Annotated in this window: 17 protein-coding genes; 6 read left to right on the top strand and 11 right to left on the bottom strand. The window is 69.4% G+C overall.

Annotation, left to right across the window (positions count from 1 at the left end):
• Window positions 1-85: 85 nt before the first annotated feature.
• Both D3226_RS02835 and D3226_RS02830 read right to left on the bottom strand, forming a co-directional pair.
• Complete coding sequence (locus D3226_RS02835; RefSeq protein ID WP_202380888.1) at window positions 86-694, bottom strand: GNAT family N-acetyltransferase; 609 nt, start codon at window positions 692-694, stop codon at window positions 86-88.
• Between the two features lie 6 nt (window positions 695-700).
• A complete protein-coding gene (locus tag D3226_RS02830; protein ID WP_202380887.1) occupies window positions 701-1,615 on the bottom strand; it encodes a UTP--glucose-1-phosphate uridylyltransferase in 915 nt (304 codons plus the stop codon).
• Window positions 1,616-1,693: 78 nt separating this feature from the next.
• On the opposite strand from D3226_RS02830, the gene D3226_RS02825 reads away from it, so the two are divergent.
• On the top strand, window positions 1,694-2,311 hold the full coding sequence (locus D3226_RS02825; protein ID WP_202380886.1) for a 5-formyltetrahydrofolate cyclo-ligase: 618 nt from the start codon (window positions 1,694-1,696) through the stop codon (window positions 2,309-2,311).
• Between the two features lie 11 nt (window positions 2,312-2,322).
• Window positions 2,323-2,547, top strand: coding sequence for an FmdB family zinc ribbon protein (locus D3226_RS02820; protein WP_202380885.1), 225 nt, complete (start codon window positions 2,323-2,325; stop codon window positions 2,545-2,547).
• A gap of 18 nt (window positions 2,548-2,565) precedes the next feature.
• On the opposite strand, the gene D3226_RS02815 is transcribed toward D3226_RS02820, so the two are convergent.
• From D3226_RS02815 to D3226_RS02780, 8 genes are all read right to left on the bottom strand, one after another.
• The gene (locus D3226_RS02815) at window positions 2,566-2,796 is read right to left on the bottom strand and encodes a hypothetical protein (protein ID WP_202380884.1); all 231 of its coding nucleotides are present in this window, start codon (window positions 2,794-2,796) and stop codon (window positions 2,566-2,568) included.
• The gene (locus tag D3226_RS02810) at window positions 2,793-6,509 is read right to left on the bottom strand and encodes an AAA family ATPase (RefSeq protein ID WP_202381507.1); all 3,717 of its coding nucleotides are present in this window, start codon (window positions 6,507-6,509) and stop codon (window positions 2,793-2,795) included. Before D3226_RS02810 ends, D3226_RS02815 begins: the two co-directional genes overlap by 4 nt.
• A 181-nt stretch (window positions 6,510-6,690) precedes the next feature.
• Window positions 6,691-8,055: a uracil-xanthine permease family protein gene (locus tag D3226_RS02805; RefSeq protein ID WP_202380883.1), complete on the bottom strand. Its 1,365-nt coding sequence runs from the start codon at window positions 8,053-8,055 to the stop codon at window positions 6,691-6,693.
• Between the two features lie 146 nt (window positions 8,056-8,201).
• Window positions 8,202-8,621, bottom strand: a complete 420-nt coding sequence (locus D3226_RS02800; RefSeq protein WP_202380882.1) for a cupin domain-containing protein — start codon at window positions 8,619-8,621, stop codon at window positions 8,202-8,204.
• Window positions 8,622-8,638: 17 nt separating this feature from the next.
• On the bottom strand, window positions 8,639-10,060 hold the full coding sequence (locus D3226_RS02795) for an NAD(P)/FAD-dependent oxidoreductase (RefSeq protein WP_202380881.1): 1,422 nt from the start codon (window positions 10,058-10,060) through the stop codon (window positions 8,639-8,641).
• Window positions 10,061-10,181: 121 nt separating this feature from the next.
• A complete protein-coding gene (locus tag D3226_RS02790) occupies window positions 10,182-10,424 on the bottom strand; it encodes an HPP family protein (RefSeq protein WP_237462207.1) in 243 nt (80 codons plus the stop codon).
• Complete coding sequence (locus D3226_RS02785) at window positions 10,421-11,131, bottom strand: CYTH domain-containing protein (RefSeq protein WP_202380880.1); 711 nt, start codon at window positions 11,129-11,131, stop codon at window positions 10,421-10,423. The genes D3226_RS02790 and D3226_RS02785 overlap by 4 nt, the downstream gene beginning before the upstream one ends.
• 9 nt (window positions 11,132-11,140) lie before the next feature.
• On the bottom strand, window positions 11,141-12,043 hold the full coding sequence (locus tag D3226_RS02780; protein ID WP_237462206.1) for an EamA family transporter: 903 nt from the start codon (window positions 12,041-12,043) through the stop codon (window positions 11,141-11,143).
• A gap of 33 nt (window positions 12,044-12,076) precedes the next feature.
• Between D3226_RS02780 and D3226_RS02775 the strand changes: the two genes are divergently transcribed.
• Window positions 12,077-12,628 (top strand): hypothetical protein, encoded by a 552-nt coding sequence (locus D3226_RS02775; protein WP_337248879.1) that lies wholly within the window; start codon window positions 12,077-12,079, stop codon window positions 12,626-12,628.
• 362 nt (window positions 12,629-12,990) lie between these two features.
• Here D3226_RS02775 and D3226_RS02770 read toward each other — a convergent pair whose 3' ends face one another.
• Window positions 12,991-13,518 (bottom strand): hypothetical protein, encoded by a 528-nt coding sequence (locus D3226_RS02770; RefSeq protein WP_202380879.1) that lies wholly within the window; start codon window positions 13,516-13,518, stop codon window positions 12,991-12,993.
• 143 nt (window positions 13,519-13,661) lie between these two features.
• Here D3226_RS02770 and D3226_RS02765 point away from each other — a divergent pair, with 143 nt between their 5' ends.
• The 3 genes from D3226_RS02765 to D3226_RS02755 all read left to right on the top strand — a co-directional run bounded on the left by D3226_RS02765 (window position 13,662) and on the right by D3226_RS02755 (window position 16,201).
• Entirely contained in the window at window positions 13,662-14,963 is a 1,302-nt protein-coding gene (locus tag D3226_RS02765; protein WP_202380878.1) for a sensor histidine kinase, read from the top strand.
• Window positions 14,960-15,580, top strand: a complete 621-nt coding sequence (locus D3226_RS02760; protein WP_202380877.1) for a response regulator — start codon at window positions 14,960-14,962, stop codon at window positions 15,578-15,580. Before D3226_RS02765 ends, D3226_RS02760 begins: the two co-directional genes overlap by 4 nt.
• Before the next feature lie 114 nt (window positions 15,581-15,694).
• Window positions 15,695-16,201 (top strand): flagellar biosynthesis protein FlhF, encoded by a 507-nt coding sequence (locus D3226_RS02755; protein WP_202380876.1) that lies wholly within the window; start codon window positions 15,695-15,697, stop codon window positions 16,199-16,201.
• Window positions 16,202-16,294 lie beyond the last annotated feature (93 nt).

The raw sequence follows: 16,294 nt of genomic DNA, 5'->3' as shown, positions 1-16,294 counted from the left end.
TACTGTACGGTGCCGCCCGGTTCGGCGCGTCCCGGCGCGCCGCGGCGCGGAGAGTTCACCACACGAACGGTACTCAGGTACGAACTCAGTGCTGCGGCCACGACAGGCGGGCGAGCATTGGCCCCTCGTCGCGGGTCGTCACGAAGCACTCGTGGTCGCGCCAGGCGCCGTCGATGTGGATGTAGTCCTGACGTCGACCCTCGTACCGCAGCCCCAGCTTCTGCACGACGCGGAGCGACGCGGAGTTCTCCGGTCGGATGCAGATCTCCACGCGGTGCAGCCCGAGCTCACCAAAGATGTAGTCCATCGCGAGGGCAACCGCGGCAGGAGTGATACCCCGACCGGCGACGTGCTGCGACACCCAGTACCCGATCTGGGAGGACTGCAGCGCACCACCGCTCAGCTCGGAGATACTCAGCTGCCCGACGACCGCACCGTCGTACAGCACGACGAACGGTACGCCGCTGCCCGCCCGCAGCTGCCGGCGCTGCAGACGAATTGTGGGGCGCATCGGCACGGAACCGGGCACAATGCTGCGCCCGCTCGGGTGCGTCGCCTCCCACGGCTGCAGCCACTCGCGATTCTCGCGCAGGAGCCGCTGCAGCGTGGCGGCGTCGGCCGCTCGGACGACACGCAACCCCACGCGCCCGACGCTGAGCAGCCCCGGGTCTGGAATCGCCTGGCCGAGCGGCACGGGTTCTTAGCCCTCGCGACGCGCGCGCAGCTGCTCAGCGAAGTCAATCACCCAGTCGGAGATCTCCCCGCCGAGCTCATCGTGGTCGACACCGAGCAGCACGTTTGCCTTGATCCAGTCGGCACGGTCGCCCGTGTCGTAGCGACGACCGCGGAAGATCACACCATAAACCGGTGCCTCACCCTTGCCCTCGGCGAGCTGGTTCAGCGCGTCTGTGAGCTGGATCTCGCCGCCGCGCCCCGGGGGGAGCTCGTCGAGGATGTCGAAGATCTCCGGGCGCAGCACGTAGCGGCCGATCACAGCGAGATTCGAGGGCGCCTCTGAAGCGGCAGGCTTCTCCACGAGGCCGGTGACGCGCACTACATCGGGATCGTCGGTCGCCTCAACGGCAGCGCAGCCATAGAGGTGGATCGACTCCTGCGGCACCTCCATGAGCGCGATGACGGTCGCCTCGCGGCTGTCATGCTCAGCGATCATGCGGTCGAGCAGCGGATCGCGCGCATCGATGAGGTCGTCACCGAGCAGCACCGCGAACGACTCGTCGCCGACGTGGCCGCGCGCGCGGCCCACCGCGTGGCCGAGGCCGAGCGGCTGGCCCTGGCGCAGGAAGTACACCTCGGCGAGCTCGCTCGACTCGTGTACCTTGCCGAGCTTGCCCTCGTCGCCCTTGCGCTCAAGCGAGTACTCAAGCTCAGGAACGCTGTCAAAGTGGTTGACCAGGTTGTCCTTGTTCCGGCCCGTGATGATGAGTACGTCGCCGAGGCCAGCAGATGCCGCCTCTTCGACGACGTACTGGATCGCCGGCTTATCGACGATCGGGAGCATCTCCTTGGGCATCGCCTTCGTCGCCGGAAGGAATCGGGTACCGAGCCCCGCGGCGGGGACGACGGCCTTCGTGACGGCGCGCTGCGTTTCAGTCATGCAGGCCAGCCTAATGTCGGCAGAGGCGCGAACAAAGTTGGGCCGCCAGCGATTCCGCAGGAAAGGTATGGTTTCGCTATGGACAGTTCCGTGGGTGCCACACCGGTTTCTGCGCGAGCGCGCGCAAAGCGGCGGGTGCGCGCGGCGGTGCGCGCGAGCCGGGCTACGCGATCCCCATCAGATCGAAGCACCGCGGCAGCCGAAATCTCCGCGCACCTCATCGCGCTCGTCGAGGCCGCACAGGCACGCCGGGTGACGTGCTACCTCGCGACTGCGGGCGAACCCGATCCCGAGCTGTTTCTGCAGTGGGCCACCGAGCAGGGCATCGAAGTGCTGTTGCCGGTCTCGCTTCCCGACCACACCCTCGCGTGGGTGCTCGCGGGGCAGGGCGATCCGGTGCCCGGGCGTCACGGCATCCGCGAGCCCGTGGGGCCGAGGCTTCTCGCGACCGCCGCCGGCAGCGCAGACCTCTTGCTCATCCCCGCGTGCGCGGTCGACCGGGCGGGCACGCGCCTCGGCTGGGGCCTCGGCTACTACGACCGGTGTCTGGCAGCGTTGGATCAGCGCCCGCCCGTCTACGCGGTGGTGCACGACGCGGATCTCGTGGCCGCGCTCCCCCGCGATGCCCACGACATCCCAGTCACGGGCGTGGTCACTCCGGCTGGGGTCCGCCGTTTCGCAGCCAAGACGGGGTAGGCTGACTGATTGTGCCTACCTACGCTTACCGGTGTGCCGACTGCGGCCACGCATTCGACATCTACCAGTCGTTCTCGGATGATGCGCTCACCGAGTGCCCCGAGTGCGGCGGCGCGCTGCGCAAGGTCTTCGGCTCCTCGCTCGGCGTGACGTTCAACGGCTCGGGTTTCTACCGCACCGACTCGCGGGCAAGCGGATCAGGATCGGGCTCCTCCAGCAGCTCGTCCAGCTCCTAGCTCGGCGTCGCGCTCCCGCTAGCCCCAGTGCGGCGGGCGATCGCGCTTCAACCGTGCTTCGTTGGCGCGCTCGGCAGTGCCGTCCGCACCAGAAGCCGTGTCCCCCCAGCCCTCCGCGCGATCCTCGCCGGCTCGCGCGTTGAGCGCGTGCTCCGACGGGCGCGGATCCACTCCCGAGGGAGCGGGCCGCTGCGCCCGGCGCGAGCGACGCTGCGGGCGAGACTCCGCCGCCGGGTCGGTATCGGTCACGCCTGATCCGCGGCGAGCTCCCCCGCCTCGATTCCGAGGGTGCGGGCGATGCGGCGCGCGGCCTCGTCGGGGTCGGAGAACAAGTCGAAGCTCTGGACTCGGTGGTAGTGCCAGCCGAGGCGGCGCAGCACGGCCGGGCGGAGACGCAGCGTATCGCGCAGGCTCTCCGAACCGTCACCCAGGTCAACATCGATCGCGATCGCGCGGCCGTCGTACGACGCGGCAAGCGGAATCGCGCCGCGGTAGTCGAGCGCAACCGTGAGCCCGAGCGCTTCCAAGCGGTCGGCGAGCTCGCCGATCATGGGATCGCGCTCGGCGGGGAGCGCGGGCGGCTCGGGTGCCGGGTGCTCGAGTGCGAGCAGCTCGGCGAGCTCCACGACGCCGTGCTTGATGCGCGCGGAGTCGAGGTCCTTCGGCTTGAAGCAGCTAACGATGGTCATCGCGCGGCGGGCGCGGGTCATTGCGACCGCGAGCAGGCGTTCGCCGCCCGGGCGACCGAGGCCGCCAAAGTTGGAGAGCACGCGCCCGTGCGGGGTGCGGCCGTAGCCGATCGAGAAGATCACGCGATCGCGGCTCTGCGCGGTCGCCTGCTCGAGCGTCATCACCGCGAAGGGCTCCGCACGATCCCCGAGCAAGAACTCGCGGTACTGCGGGAACTTCGAGAACGCCTGCAGCACGGCCTGGTACACGCGCACCGCGTGGCGTTCGCTCGCCGTGATGACCATGAGCGACTCACCGGCGCGATCGCTCGCGTGCTGGAGCACCAGCTGCACCACGCGCTCGACCTCGGCGTCCGTGCTCTCCACGGCACCGGTCTGCTGGTCCGGCAGGCCCTGGCCGCCGCTCACAAACTCGTACGTGAGGCTCGAGTGTCCGAGGAAGCTGCCCGCCCAGGGCAGGGTCTGGATCGCCTCGCCGTAGAAGCGCGTGTTGACGAGCTGTGTGAGGTCTTCGCCGCCGGCGCGGTAGCTGCGCGTCAGCGTGAGCGTCGGCAGCACCTCGCCGAGCGCGGCGAACGCCGAGCTGCGGTGCAGGGCGTCGGCCTCCGCAGGATCGGATGCCGCCTCCGGCACCGGGGCGCCAACCGACAGTTCGAAGTGCGCGGGCGTCTGCGTCATCGTGTCGCCGAAGGCCACGACCTGCTGAGCGCGACGGATGGCACCGAGGTTCTCCACGAGGGTCGTGGCTCCCGCATCGACGAGCAGCACAGTGTCGAAACGCATGCTGTCGGGCAGCTCTGCAACCTCGTACGGCGACATCGTCCAGACCGGGGCGAGCACGCTGAGCAGGTGAGGGGCGCCCTGTGCGAGCTGGGCGACGGTCACGTCGGGGCGGCGCAGCGCCTCGCGCATCGCGAGCGCCTCCTGCTTGTGGTCGAGCACGGCAACGCGCCACGCATCGGCCAAGCTCGCAGCGAGGAGCGCGCCGTTCGCGCCGGCATGCGCATCGTCGACGAGGCGGAAATCGGCCTCGAGCCGCTCGAGCACGCCAGTGTTCGCGCTGAGCAGCGCGGGGTTCGTGTGCAACATCCGCTCGAGCGCCGACTGCCACCAGGCGAGTTCCAGCTCAGAGGCGACGTCCTCGGCGGGCACGTGGCGCGCCGAGAGGTCGTCGAGCAGCGGCTCGAGGTGCGCGGCGCGCATGCGCTCCACGATCTTCGTGCGCTCCTGAATGTTTTGCAGCACCTCGGACTCGCGGGCGAGGTCGGAGATGCGGCTCGCGAGCGATCCGAGGGTGCGGTTCTTCAGCCGATCGGGATCGCTCGCAACGCCGAGCACCCGATCGAGCTCATCGAGATCCTGGTAGGCGGACTGGAACGCCACGACCACGTCAGAGATACCGAGCGGCACCTCGGGGCGGGCGCCGACCACAGTCGTGTAGCGCTGCCAGAGCACGCGCTGCTGCTGGATCTGCACGAGGCGCGAGTACATGTCCGTGATGTGCACGCCGGGGCGCACGTACTCGCGGGCGAGCTTGCGCAGGCGACGCTTGTTCGCGGCCGTCATCTCGTCCGAGCCGCGCGGCGCGTGCGCCGCGATGACCTCGGTCAGCGAGCGGTCGTACACCGACGGGGTGAAGCGGTCGAGCGTATCGCGGATGCCCATGAGCAGCCGGAGATAAACCCCAAGCTCGGCGATCGTCTCGTATGGGCGCATTGACGTCTGGCCAATCACCTCGTTGGCCATCGAGATCAGGCGGGGCAGCTGCGCCTCGGCGAGATCGACTGCGGTGCCGTACGCGGTGCGGGCCTCCTCCGTCGTGGAGAAGCTCACGCCGTACCAGGGCGAATCCTCGGGCCCGTACTGGAACTGGCCGAGGCGCGCGACCTCTGTGAGGTCCTCCGCCATCGCGCTGCGATCAAGCGTCAGCTGGCCGAGGGCGTGATCATCGAGCCGCACGGTCGTGTGCGGCGGACGCTCGCTCTGGGCGAGCCGCGTCAAACGACGGAGGGCGTCGAGCGGCGAGACCCCGTAGCGCGGGTCCGCGGTCGAGAGTGCACCGCGGTAGTCGCGCAGCACCCCGCGGAGGCGGATCAGCGCAGCATCGACTTCACCCAGCTGCTCGGCGCGCGCGTTCTCGTTGCGACTAATCGACTCAACGAGGTTGCGGCGCACACGGCGCGGGCCGACCGAGAGGCCGGCGAGGCCTGCGCGCGTCAGGCGGTGCGAAATCCCGTCGAGCGTCGCCCGGCGGGGCGACACGACGAGCACGCGCTTCCCGTCGCGGGCAAGGCTACCGATCGCGTTGACCACGGTCTGCGTGCCGCCCGTGCCGGGCAGCGTGTGCACGACGACCGAGTGGCCGGCGTCGATCTGCGCAAGCACATCGTCCTGCTCGGCATCGGCGTCGTACAGGTGCCGGTCCACGTCGGGCGAGCGCTCGTCGGGCGCGGTCGCGCTCACGGGCCGGTAGGCCTTCGCGAGCTGCTCACGCGCCGGCTCGCTGCCACACACAGCCGCGAGAATCGGCGAGTCGAGATCCTTCACCGCACCGACCATGCCCTGCGCCACCGAGTGGAACGAGGACACGACGAGGCGCGGCTGCACCACAAACCCAGAGACCCCGGCGACGGTCTGGCGCACGCGGTCGATCACGGGCTGGGGCTTGAACACACCCTCGGACTGCGACAGCTCGACCAGTGCGCGCGCATCAAGCGTGATGCCGAACTGTTCGCGCAGCGCACGGATCAGCTCCTCGTTCACCGATGGGAACTGCTTCAGCTTGAGCTCGAAGTCGCGGCCATAGCGGCGAATAGCGAGGGGACGCAGCAGCACGGGGGCGCAAAACTCCTCGCCTTCGAACGTCCACTTCGCGATGCCCACACCGAGGTGAACGGTCTCGAGTCCGCGCACCGTCCGCATCTCGATCGCCTTGTCGGTCACGCGCCCAGCGGCGGCGCGCGCGTGGCGGAGCGCGAGGTCGTCGCGAATCAGGGCAGAGAGCAGGATCTTGTTACCCGTGATGAACTGCGGCAATCCGCCCGGGTGGGTGGTCGAGAGCTCAATCCGGTTGGCGGGTCGGTCATCGAAGTGCAGCAGCGGGTTGCGGCCGCCGATGCGCGCGGCGTCGCGGCGCCAGTCGGCGTGCTCGTCCGCGTACGCGTCGACGAGTGACACCGGCCCGGTGAGCTGGGCCGTCAGATCGCGCTCGGGGGCGCGGGGAGCCTCGGGGGCGGGGGCAGCCGGGACCGCGCCCTCGTCCTGGGGCGGCACCGCCTCAGCGGTGACCTCTACGGTCTCATTATCGTCGCCACCCGATTCGGGTCGCCGACGTCGGTCTACACTCCACACACCGCCACCCTAGGCGCTGAAACAGCAAAACAGCGCATCCGCAACGGAGTTTCGTCGGCTGCGGATGCGCTGTGAATGCGCTGATGGCGCGGGATCGAACGCGCTAGCTCGCGTCGTCGGCTGCCGGGCCCGTGACGACGGGGTCCGCGAGCTGCATTTCGCCACCGCGCGCCTTCGCGAGCACGCGCATGAGGTGGTAGACGCCGATCGCCGCGATCGTGCCGAGCGCGATGCCGTTGAACACCACCGAGCCGAACTGAATCGTGAAGTCTGCGATGCCCACGATGAGCGGCACGGCGGCCGAGAACTGGTTGATCGGCTTCGAGAAGTCGACCTTGTTGTCGATCCAGATCTTCACACCGATGAGGCCGATGAGGCCGTAGAGCGCGACGGTCACGCCGCCGAGCACCGCCGGCGGCACCGAGAAGATCACGGCGCCCACCTTAGGCGAGAAGCTGAGCAGCACGGCGATGGTGCCGGCGACCCAGTACGCGGCCGTCGAGTAGACGCGGGTCGCGGCCATCACGCCGATGTTCTCACCGTAGGTCGTGGTGCCCGAGCCACCGCCGAAGCCGGCGAGCATGGTCGAGAGTCCGTCGGCGAGGAGCGCACGGCCCGTCACGCCGTCGAGGTCGCGGTTCACCATGAGGCCCACGCTCTTCACGTGCCCCACGTTCTCGGCGATGAGCACGAGCACGACAGGCAGGAAGGCCGGGAGGAGGCCCCACAGCGAGGGATCGGCAAACGGGTTGCCCACCGCATGGAACTGGGGCAGCCCCACCCAGTCGGCCTCAGCGACCGCATCGAAGTTCACGAGACCCGCGACCACCGCGATGATGTAGCCGACCGCCATGCCGAGCACGATCGAGAGGCGGCCGATGAGGCCGCGGAACAGCACGGTGATGAGCAGGATCGCGACGAGCGTTGCGAGCGCCACCCACGAGGAGAGCACCTGATCGACATCCGGGTTTGCGCCGGGGTTGCCGGTCCAGTTGTTGCGCACGGCCGGTGCGAGGTTGAAGCCGATGAGAGCAACAATCGCGCCCATCACGACGGGCGGCATGAGCGCGTTGATCCAGCCCGTGCCGAAGCGGTGCACCACGAGGCCGACGACGGCCATGAGCACACCGATCGCGAGGATACCGAAGGAGGCGCGGCCGAGATCATCGCCGCCGGCGGTGGCGGCAAGGATCGGCGCGATGAACGCGAACGACGAACCGAGGTAGCTCGGCAGGCGGTTGCCCGTGAGCAAGAGGAACAGCATCGTGCCGAGGCCGGAGAAGAAGAGGGTGGCCGTGGGGCTGAAGCCCGTGAGCAGCGGGACCAGGAAGGTCGCGCCGAACATGGCGACCACGTGCTGTGCGCCGAAGCCGATCGTGCGGCCCCAGCTCAGGCGCTCCTCCGGGAGCACAATCGCGTCGGGGGCAACGTGCTTTCCGTCACCGTGCAGTTTCCAGGGCAGCGCCATGCGGGCTCCTTCAATGGGGCGGTCAGTTCAGAAGTGAGCTGCGCGTCCGCCCCTGCGAGCGCGCGACCAATCGATCATCATACAGCGAACGCTCAGGATCGGTGCGAAAAGATCACCGACCCTGAGCGTTCAAGCGCGCGTGCGGGTTAGCCCGCGATGTAGACCTTGCGGATGTGGTCGCGTACGGTCCAGCGGGTGCGGGTGCCTGCGACCAGGCGCATGACGTCGCCGGGGCCCACCTCAACCGTGCGCGGATCGGCCGAGGGATCGCTCTCGACGCCGGGCTCGCTGAGCAGCTCGATGGACGCGCCACCCGAGAGCACCACGAACAGTTCGTCCACCTCGGTGTCGGTCACGGTGCCGCCGCGCAGCTCCCAGATGCCGGCCTCGGCGCCGCCGATCTCGCCGAGCTCAACAATCCCCTGCGCGGGATCGCCCGAGACGACGTCCGCGGCTTCCACCGCCTCGAGCGCCACCGGGATCGACCCGGCGTGCACGGCTGCGTTGCGGCCGTTCGGCAGGGCACCCTCGTTCGCTGCGCTCTCGTTCGCTGCTGTCTGATCCATGTTCTCCTCTACGCCGCTCACGAGTCGAAACCCAGGCCGAGCGCATCAAGCGTCTTGAGCAGCACGTTGCGCTTGCCCTCGTTGTGATCCGCGCGGTCGAGCGACCAACGGGTGAGGTTGATGCCGATCGAGGCGGCGGGCTCGGGCGGGAACGGCAGCGGCACGTCCTTCACCATCTTGAGCTCGGTGCGCTCGGTGACCCGACCCTCGAGGCGGTCGACAATCACGTCGGCCGCGAAGTGGGTGGCCCCCACGCCCAGACCTGTGAAGCCAGCGACGTACTGCACGCGACCGCCCAGCGCCTGGCCAAAGAAGGCGCAGAAGCGCGTGCTCGTGTCGATGACGCCGGCCCAGCGGTGGGTGAACTTCACGCCTGCGAGCTGCGGGAAGGTCGTGAAGAAGTGGCTCGCAAGCTTGCGGTGGCTCTCCATCCGGTCCTCGTACTCGGGCTTGATCTTGCCGCCCGCGTAGTAGACGGCGTCGTAGCCGCCCCAGAGAATCCGGTTGTCCTTCGTGAGGCGCGAGTAGTGGAACTGGTTCGCCATGTCGGCGAGACCCTCCCGGCCGTCCCAGCCGATCGAGGCGAGCTGCTCGTCGCTCAGCGGTTCGGTCATGAGCACGTAGTCGTACACGGGAACCGTGTGGAAGCGGTAGCGCTTCAGCAGCGAGGGGAACACATTCGTGCAGAGCGCCACGCGCTCTGCGGTGACCGTGCCGCGCTCGGTGGTGAGCTGCACGGGAGTATCCGCTCCCCCATCGAGGCGCTTCACGGGCGTCTGCTCGTGGATCTCGACGCCGATCTTCGCGGCGTGGCGCGCAAGCTCTGCCGCCAGCTTCGCGGGGTGCAGGTTTGCATTCTCCCGCGGGGCGAACTCGCCGCCCAGGAAAGTCGGCGATGCGATGCGGGCCTGCACTTCTTCGGCGTTCAGCGTGACGACCGTGGGGTCCTCGCTCTCGCCGAGCCACTCGACCTGGTGCGGGGCGTTCGCCACGGAGAGCTGGCCGGTGCGCTCGAAGTCCACGTCGAGCCCGTTGTCCGCGATGAACTGCTCCATCGCGTCGAGGTTCTCGTAGCCGAGGCGAGCGAGCACGCCGGTCTCCTCGGGCCAGCGTGCCTCAGCGTTCGGCTCACCGTGAGTGATGCTCGCCTCGCAGAAGCCGCCGTTGCGGCCTGATGCCGCCCAGCCAACGCGCTTCGCCTCGAGCAGGATCACCCGTCGTTCGGGGTGCTCCGTCTTCAGCTTGATCGCGGTCCAGAGGCCGGCGTAGCCGCCGCCCACCACAGCATCGTCCACGCGCGTATCGCCCGCGAGCGCGGGGTAGCGCGCTGCGGTGTCGGCAACGTCGTCGATCCAGAAGCAGGAGAGCTTCGTGTCGGCAAGCGAGTCTTCGACGATCTTCGCTGCCGGTCGGTTCGTTTCAAAAATGGTCTGGTGCATGGGGTCCTCGTCTTCGATGTCCGAGACGATCCTTGCACAGAATCACGCGAATGTAAATGACATTGACATTCGCGTTTACACGTGGTGACTCCTCTTTTCAGGAGCCGCCACGCGCCGCCCGTTACTCAGCCGGCGGCTTCATGATGGCGCCCGTGGCGAGCCCCATCGCGAGCCCGGCGGGGAGCCACAGCCAGAACTGGGTGAGCGCGCCCAGGACGACGCCCATGATGGCGCCCATCACGATGCCGACAATGATCTGCTTGCGCCGCGCCTCAGGCGACGGCTGCGAGCCCTTCTGTGAGCCCTGCTTCTTGCCCGCCCCGCGCTCATTCCGGTTCTTATTGGGCTTCGCTCGGTTGCTCATGAGTCCAGGGTACGCGCCGCCGCCTGATCATCGGCGTCGAGTTCCACAAGTGCAGCGATCACGGCAGCATCGGCCTGTTTCGCGCGGGCGATCTGCACGAGCTTGCCCGTCGCGCGCGCAATCTTTGCGGGGCTCGCGGACGGGCTGGCCCCGGCCGCCCGCAGCACGGGATCGAGCGCATCGAGGTGCGGTTCCACTCCGCCTGGGAGGAGCTCTGCCTCCCACTCCCGCCAGGCGCGCCGCACCCCGTCGGCGAGGTCGGTCGCGCGCACGCGGTCGTCAGCGAGCTCGATGAGCGCGCGGCCCTGGACATCCCGCAGCACAACAACGGTGCGCTCGGTGAGCAGTTCGGCGCGCGGCCGCACGGATCCCGCGGCCACGCCGATCCGCGCGGCGAGCTCTGCGAGCAACCCCGCGGGCAGTTGCGTCTCGAGGGGCCAGTGCTGTTCGCGCACGCCGCCCGGCTCGCGTCGCTTCACGTGCCACCCTGCGTCAGTGCCGCCCTCGCGCACGCGCACGGCAATGCCAGCCCGTGCGAGGTCCTCGTCAGGCGTGTCGTAGTAGCGCGCGACGAGCTCGAAGGTTTCGGGCGCGTCCGCGGCAAAGCCCGCTGCCGCGAACTCCTCCGCGCTCGGCAGCGGTGCCCCGACCGCGATCTCGTACTTGCGCTCGATCTCGAGCGACTCGGTTCCCGGCTGTGTCGTCACGCCGACAGCTTACGGGGTCGCCGGCTCGTCCTGCGGCGGGGCAGCGGGCCCGTGCCCGCCGGAGAGCCACACAATTCCGGCTCCCGCGGCGACCACCAGGATGATGCCGACGAGCGCGATGGGGGTGAGCATCTGGTCCAGGAACAGCGCGCCGAGAATCGTGCCCACAACAGGATCGAACGCAAAGAAGACGCCGAGCACACGCGCCGAGGTGAGTCGGCCCGCGATCGTGTCGACCGTGAACGCGAGCGCGGTGCCGAGCAGCGCGGACGCAAGCAGTGGAATGAGGTGCTCCACGCGCACGAGCGGCACCACGGGCGCGGAGAATGGCAGTGTGAGGATCGCCGCGACGGTCACCGACAGCGCGACGCTCGGCAGGCCACCGTCGGACTGTCCCACGCGCGCTGCGAGCAGCGTGTAGAGCCCAAACGCGGCGCCCGCGAGCCCGGCGAACATGAGGCCGAGCGGGTCGAGCGCGCCGCCGAAGCCCGCGATCAGCGCGACACCGAGCAGCGCCACGACGGCGAGCAGCCCCTCGCGCGCACGGCGGGAGGCCGCGAGCGCGACGAGGCAGGGGCCAAGGAAGTCAATTGTGGTCGCGATGCCGAGCGGCAGGCGAGCGAACGCGAGGTACAGGAACGCATTCATCGCGGCCATGGCAACGCCGTAGAGCACGATTCCGCTCCACTCGCGGCGGGTGCGCCCACGCAGCCGCGGGCGGAAGATGATGAGCAGGATCACGGCGGCGAGCAGCATGCGCAGTGCGCTCGTGCCGAGCACGCCAAATGCAGGGAACAGCCCCACCGCGATTACGGCGGAGAACTGCATACCAAGGGATCCGATCAGCACGAGGAGCATGGCGCGGATCGTTGCGCTGCGTCCGAAGTGCTGGGGCGTCGACACTGAGCTCATCAGACCAACTCTAGTGCCGGTTACACTGGCCGGGTGACGGTGGACGATCGGGAGAGCGGGGCAACAGCGCGCGCTGTTGCAGCGTGCATGGAGACCGCTGCCGCACTCACTCAGGCTGGCGTCGAAGCTGAGTATCTCGCCGTGCTCGAGCCGCCCCGGCGCGTGCTCCTCTGGACTCGGCCCGCTCGCATGCGCTCACTCGGCCGCGTGTGGCGCGTGGGCACCCTGCTCCTCGGTACTGACGGCACGCTCTACGCCGCCGGTCGCGCGACCCGGGCAGCCGAGCGCGGTCGCCCGGGCTACCAGTCGTTGTCCCGCGAGGAGCGCCGCGAGATCGCCGCGGCGGCGCTGCGGGGCGGCTTCGAGAGCGGTGCGCCCGTGAACTTTGATGCCGTCGCGATCCCGCTCGGCGATGCGGACGCGCTCGCAGCGCTTGAGGCAGAGAACTCGGCGCTGCCGCTCGGCCTCGCGGACGGCGAGGTGCGCGTGCGGTGGCGGGCCGGCGCACCGCTGTCCGGAGCGCAGACGCTTGCTGCGTTTCTTGCCGATCGCGCCGCGCTGCTGCGCTCCCCCGAGCCGAATTAACGGCGCTCGCCAGCGACCCGCACGGCGGCTCCTGCCAGAAAATAGCGGCGCCTGCCAGAAAACAACTGTGCCGGCCGCGTGTGATGGGGGATGCGGCCGACACAGTTCAGGGGGATCTGCTCAAGACACACGATCGAATGGGGGAATGATTGCGGTCTGGGGATCGAGCAGTTCGTGTCGCACGGATTGGGGGATCCGCGCTCCACCGGGGGTTGGTGGTCCTTTTAGAGTAGGCCCGCGAGCGGCGCCCGTAGCCCCGAACGCGGCGTTCTCCGTAGCCCGGATTCGAAAACTCCGTGTTGCGTAGAGGGCACTGGGTAGCGTTGTCGGTGTTTCTGTGCCGAATGCCGCGTCGCGCTGCGTTAAGGCTGAGTGGTCGGCTCGGAAGCGGTCGACAGATTGGGCTCGCTGCCCGGTTTCCGAAACGCGGCGCGCATGTGGTCGCTCGTCAGGAAATCAGCGATGCCGATCATGATGAGGCTGAACACGATCTGCTCCGTGATCATCCAGAGCGGGTAGAGGCCGGGGATCGCCGCCATGACCAAGGTGATCACGGGAAAGATCTGCGCGAAGAGCCGCAGCCGCTGGTACGCCCAGCGCCAGCCGAGCGAGGCGCGCCACGTGAAGTAGCAGAGCGTCACGGTCATTCCGAGCACCACGACGGTGCGCATCCACACCGCGAACGGCACTGCACCACCCGACCCGGCGATCACGACAGCCACCACGACCGCGCCGAGCCCGAGCAGCACCTCCACCCCAAGGAGCGCCCAGATCCATCCAAAGGCGCGGCGGGTGCGCGGATGATCCCGATCCGCGACGGGGATCCGCTCACCCGCGGCCCGCCCGCCCGCGAGCCGATCGATGCGCAGGAGGAGCTGTTCCCATTTCATAGCGCCAGCGTACGTCTGCACTCATCTCGATGTCACCCGAAAACCGCATGATCGGGGCAAAGATCAATCAAAAGGCGGAGCCACGGGTGCAGACGGCTCGGATAGTGTGGGGCCAGAACCCCACGGGGACGGAGGAGACTGGCATGAGCATTGTGAACGCGCCACTCCCCCACGCGGCCCCGGGCACCGCCCCGCGCCCCGCGGTGCGCGCGATGCAGATCGGCCAGCACGTGATCGCCGCGGCGCTGACCACGATTGGCGTGATCCGCGCGATCGGCGACGGGGTCGCGATCCCGGTCGCGCTGATCTGCGGCCTCGCGATCCTCGCCTGGCACACCGCGGGCACGCTGCTGCCCTCGCGCGTGCGCGGCACGGGCGTGGTCGCGTGGTGGCTCGTCGGCCTCGCCGTGATCTGGGTCGTCGCGGTCGCGGTCTCCGCAGAGTTCGTGTGGCTCGCCTTTCTCCTCTGGCTGCTCGCCGGGCACCTCCTCCCCGGCCGGTGGGCGCTGCTCTTCTCGGCACTCGTGTACGCGGTGGTCGTGGGCGGCCCGCTCGTGCACCACGGCGCCACGAGCTACGCGAACGTGTTTGGCCCCCTCATCGGCGGTATCTTCGCGCTGGGCATCTCACGCGGCTACCTTGAACTGCTGCGTGATGCCGCCGAGCGCGAGCGCCTTGTCGCCTCGCTCACGCGCGCGCAACAGGAGATGGCGGAGCTGCAGGACGAGCTCGCGGTCGCGCAGCGCCACTCCGGCGCCGTCGCTGAGCGCACGCGCCTCGCGCGCGATATTCACGACACTGTCGCGCAATCGCTCTCGTCCATCCGCTTGCTCGCGCACGCGGAGCGTGAACCCGCGACGCCCGACGATGCCCTGCGCACCCTCGCCCGCATCGAGGATCTGGCCGGCGACAGTCTGGGGGACGTGCGCCGAATCATCGCGGCGCTCTCGCCCGCCGAGCTCGACGAGGGCGCGCTCGGTGCGGCGCTCGGTCGTTTGCTCGCTGCGTTCGAGGACGAGACCGGCGTGCGCACCGAATTGCACGTCGACGATTCACTCCCACAGCTCGGCGCCGCCGCGGAGGTCGCTCTGCTGCGCACCGCGCAGTCCGCGCTCGCGAACGTTCGCCTCCACGCGGAGGCCTCGCGTGCCGTGCTCAGCCTGATCGACGCGGGCGATGCGGTGCGCCTCGACCTCATCGACGATGGGCGTGGCTTTGACGCGGCGAGCTGGGAACGCGCGGGCGCCGGCGGCTCAAGCTATGGCCTGCGCTTCATGCGCGATCGCCTGCGCGAGCTCGGCGGTGGGCTCGAGGTCGAGAGCGCGCCCGGCGACGGCACCGCGCTCTCGGCGTACCTCCCGCTCACCGCTGCCCCGATCCCACGCCCCGATTCCGCCGCAGCGCCGACCGCTACCGCGCCTGCCCCGGCAGAGGAGCCCCGATGACCGTCACCGTTCTGCTCGTCGACGACCACCCCGTCGTGCGCACCGGGCTGCGCGCTGTGCTTGACGCCGATCCGCGCATCCAGGTGGTGGGCGAGGCGGCCACGGGGGAAGAGGCCATCACACTCGCGGCGCACCTGTCCCCTGCCGTGGTGCTGTGCGACCTGCGGCTCGGCGATGGGCTCGACGGGATCGGCGTCACCGCCGAACTGAGGCGGCTCGATCCCGCGCCCGCGGTGCTCATCCTCACCACGTTTGACCGCGATGCCGAGATCCTTGGCGCGATCGAGGCCGGCGCGGCCGGCTACCTCCTGAAGGACATGCCGCCCGAGGCGATCATCGACGCCGTGCAGCGCACCGCGGCCGGCGAAACGGTGCTCGCGCCGAGCCTCGCGTCGCGCGTGGTCCAGGGAATGCGCAACCCGCTGCCGAAGCTCACCGCACGCGAGCTCGAGGTGCTGAAATTGCTCGTCACCGGTGCCACCAACCGCGAAATGGCTCGCGCACTGTTCGTCACCGAGGCCACCGTGAAGAGCCACCTCGCGCACATTTTCACGAAGCTCGACGTCGAGACTCGGGCGCGCGCAATCCACGTGGCGCAGGAGACCGGGCTCGTCTAGCCGCCGCCCGGCGCGGGTGCCGCTCGGCGCGGGTGCCGCCAGAACCGCCCAGCAAACCCTGCTAGCATCGCTCACCGTCTGGGCGCTCGGCCCCGATCCAGATCTGATGGGAGCATGATGCGCGCACACACGCACCGCGTTCCCCTGGCGCTGCTGCTCGCGTTTGCGGTGCTGCTGCCGGCGTTCTGGATGATCGACCTCGCGCAGGCGGACGCCGCCCACTCGGGTGCCACCCCGGTACAGGCCACCGAGCAGATTGAGGCGCCGCGCGTGCCCTCCCCGCGCCCTGAGGCGACGCCGCAGAGCGCACCGAGCATCGCGCCACCGAGCGATCGCCCCGAGCTCATCGAGAGCAAGGATGTGGCACTTGCGCTCACGCAGCCTGCGGAGGCGAGCACCCTGTACCTGACCATGGTGCGTGCGCCCGGCGCGGACGAGCCTGCTCCAGATGGGGCAGCGTCGCACGTGCTGCCGCTCTCGCACGCGGGTGCCTCGCTCCCGGCGGTTGACGTTCCGCTCCCGACGCTCTCACGCGGCGAGACCCAGCGCCTCTCGCGACTGCTGATGCCACTCACCCCCACGCTCGAGGTGCCCACTACCCCGCCGTTGCTCTGCGTCTGAGCACCGCCCCTCGCACGGACACGCACGCCCACTGAGGGTGCGCCACGCAGGCTTCGCTTCGACGCGCGGTGACTCACGATGGCCCGGCTCTGC

Source organism: Leucobacter chromiireducens subsp. chromiireducens, from assembly GCF_016758255.1.
Taxonomy (GTDB): Bacteria; Actinomycetota; Actinomycetes; order Actinomycetales; family Microbacteriaceae; genus Leucobacter; species Leucobacter chromiireducens.
The sequence above is the reverse complement of the archived record's forward strand: the minus strand, read 5'-3'. Positions and strand labels throughout refer to the sequence as shown.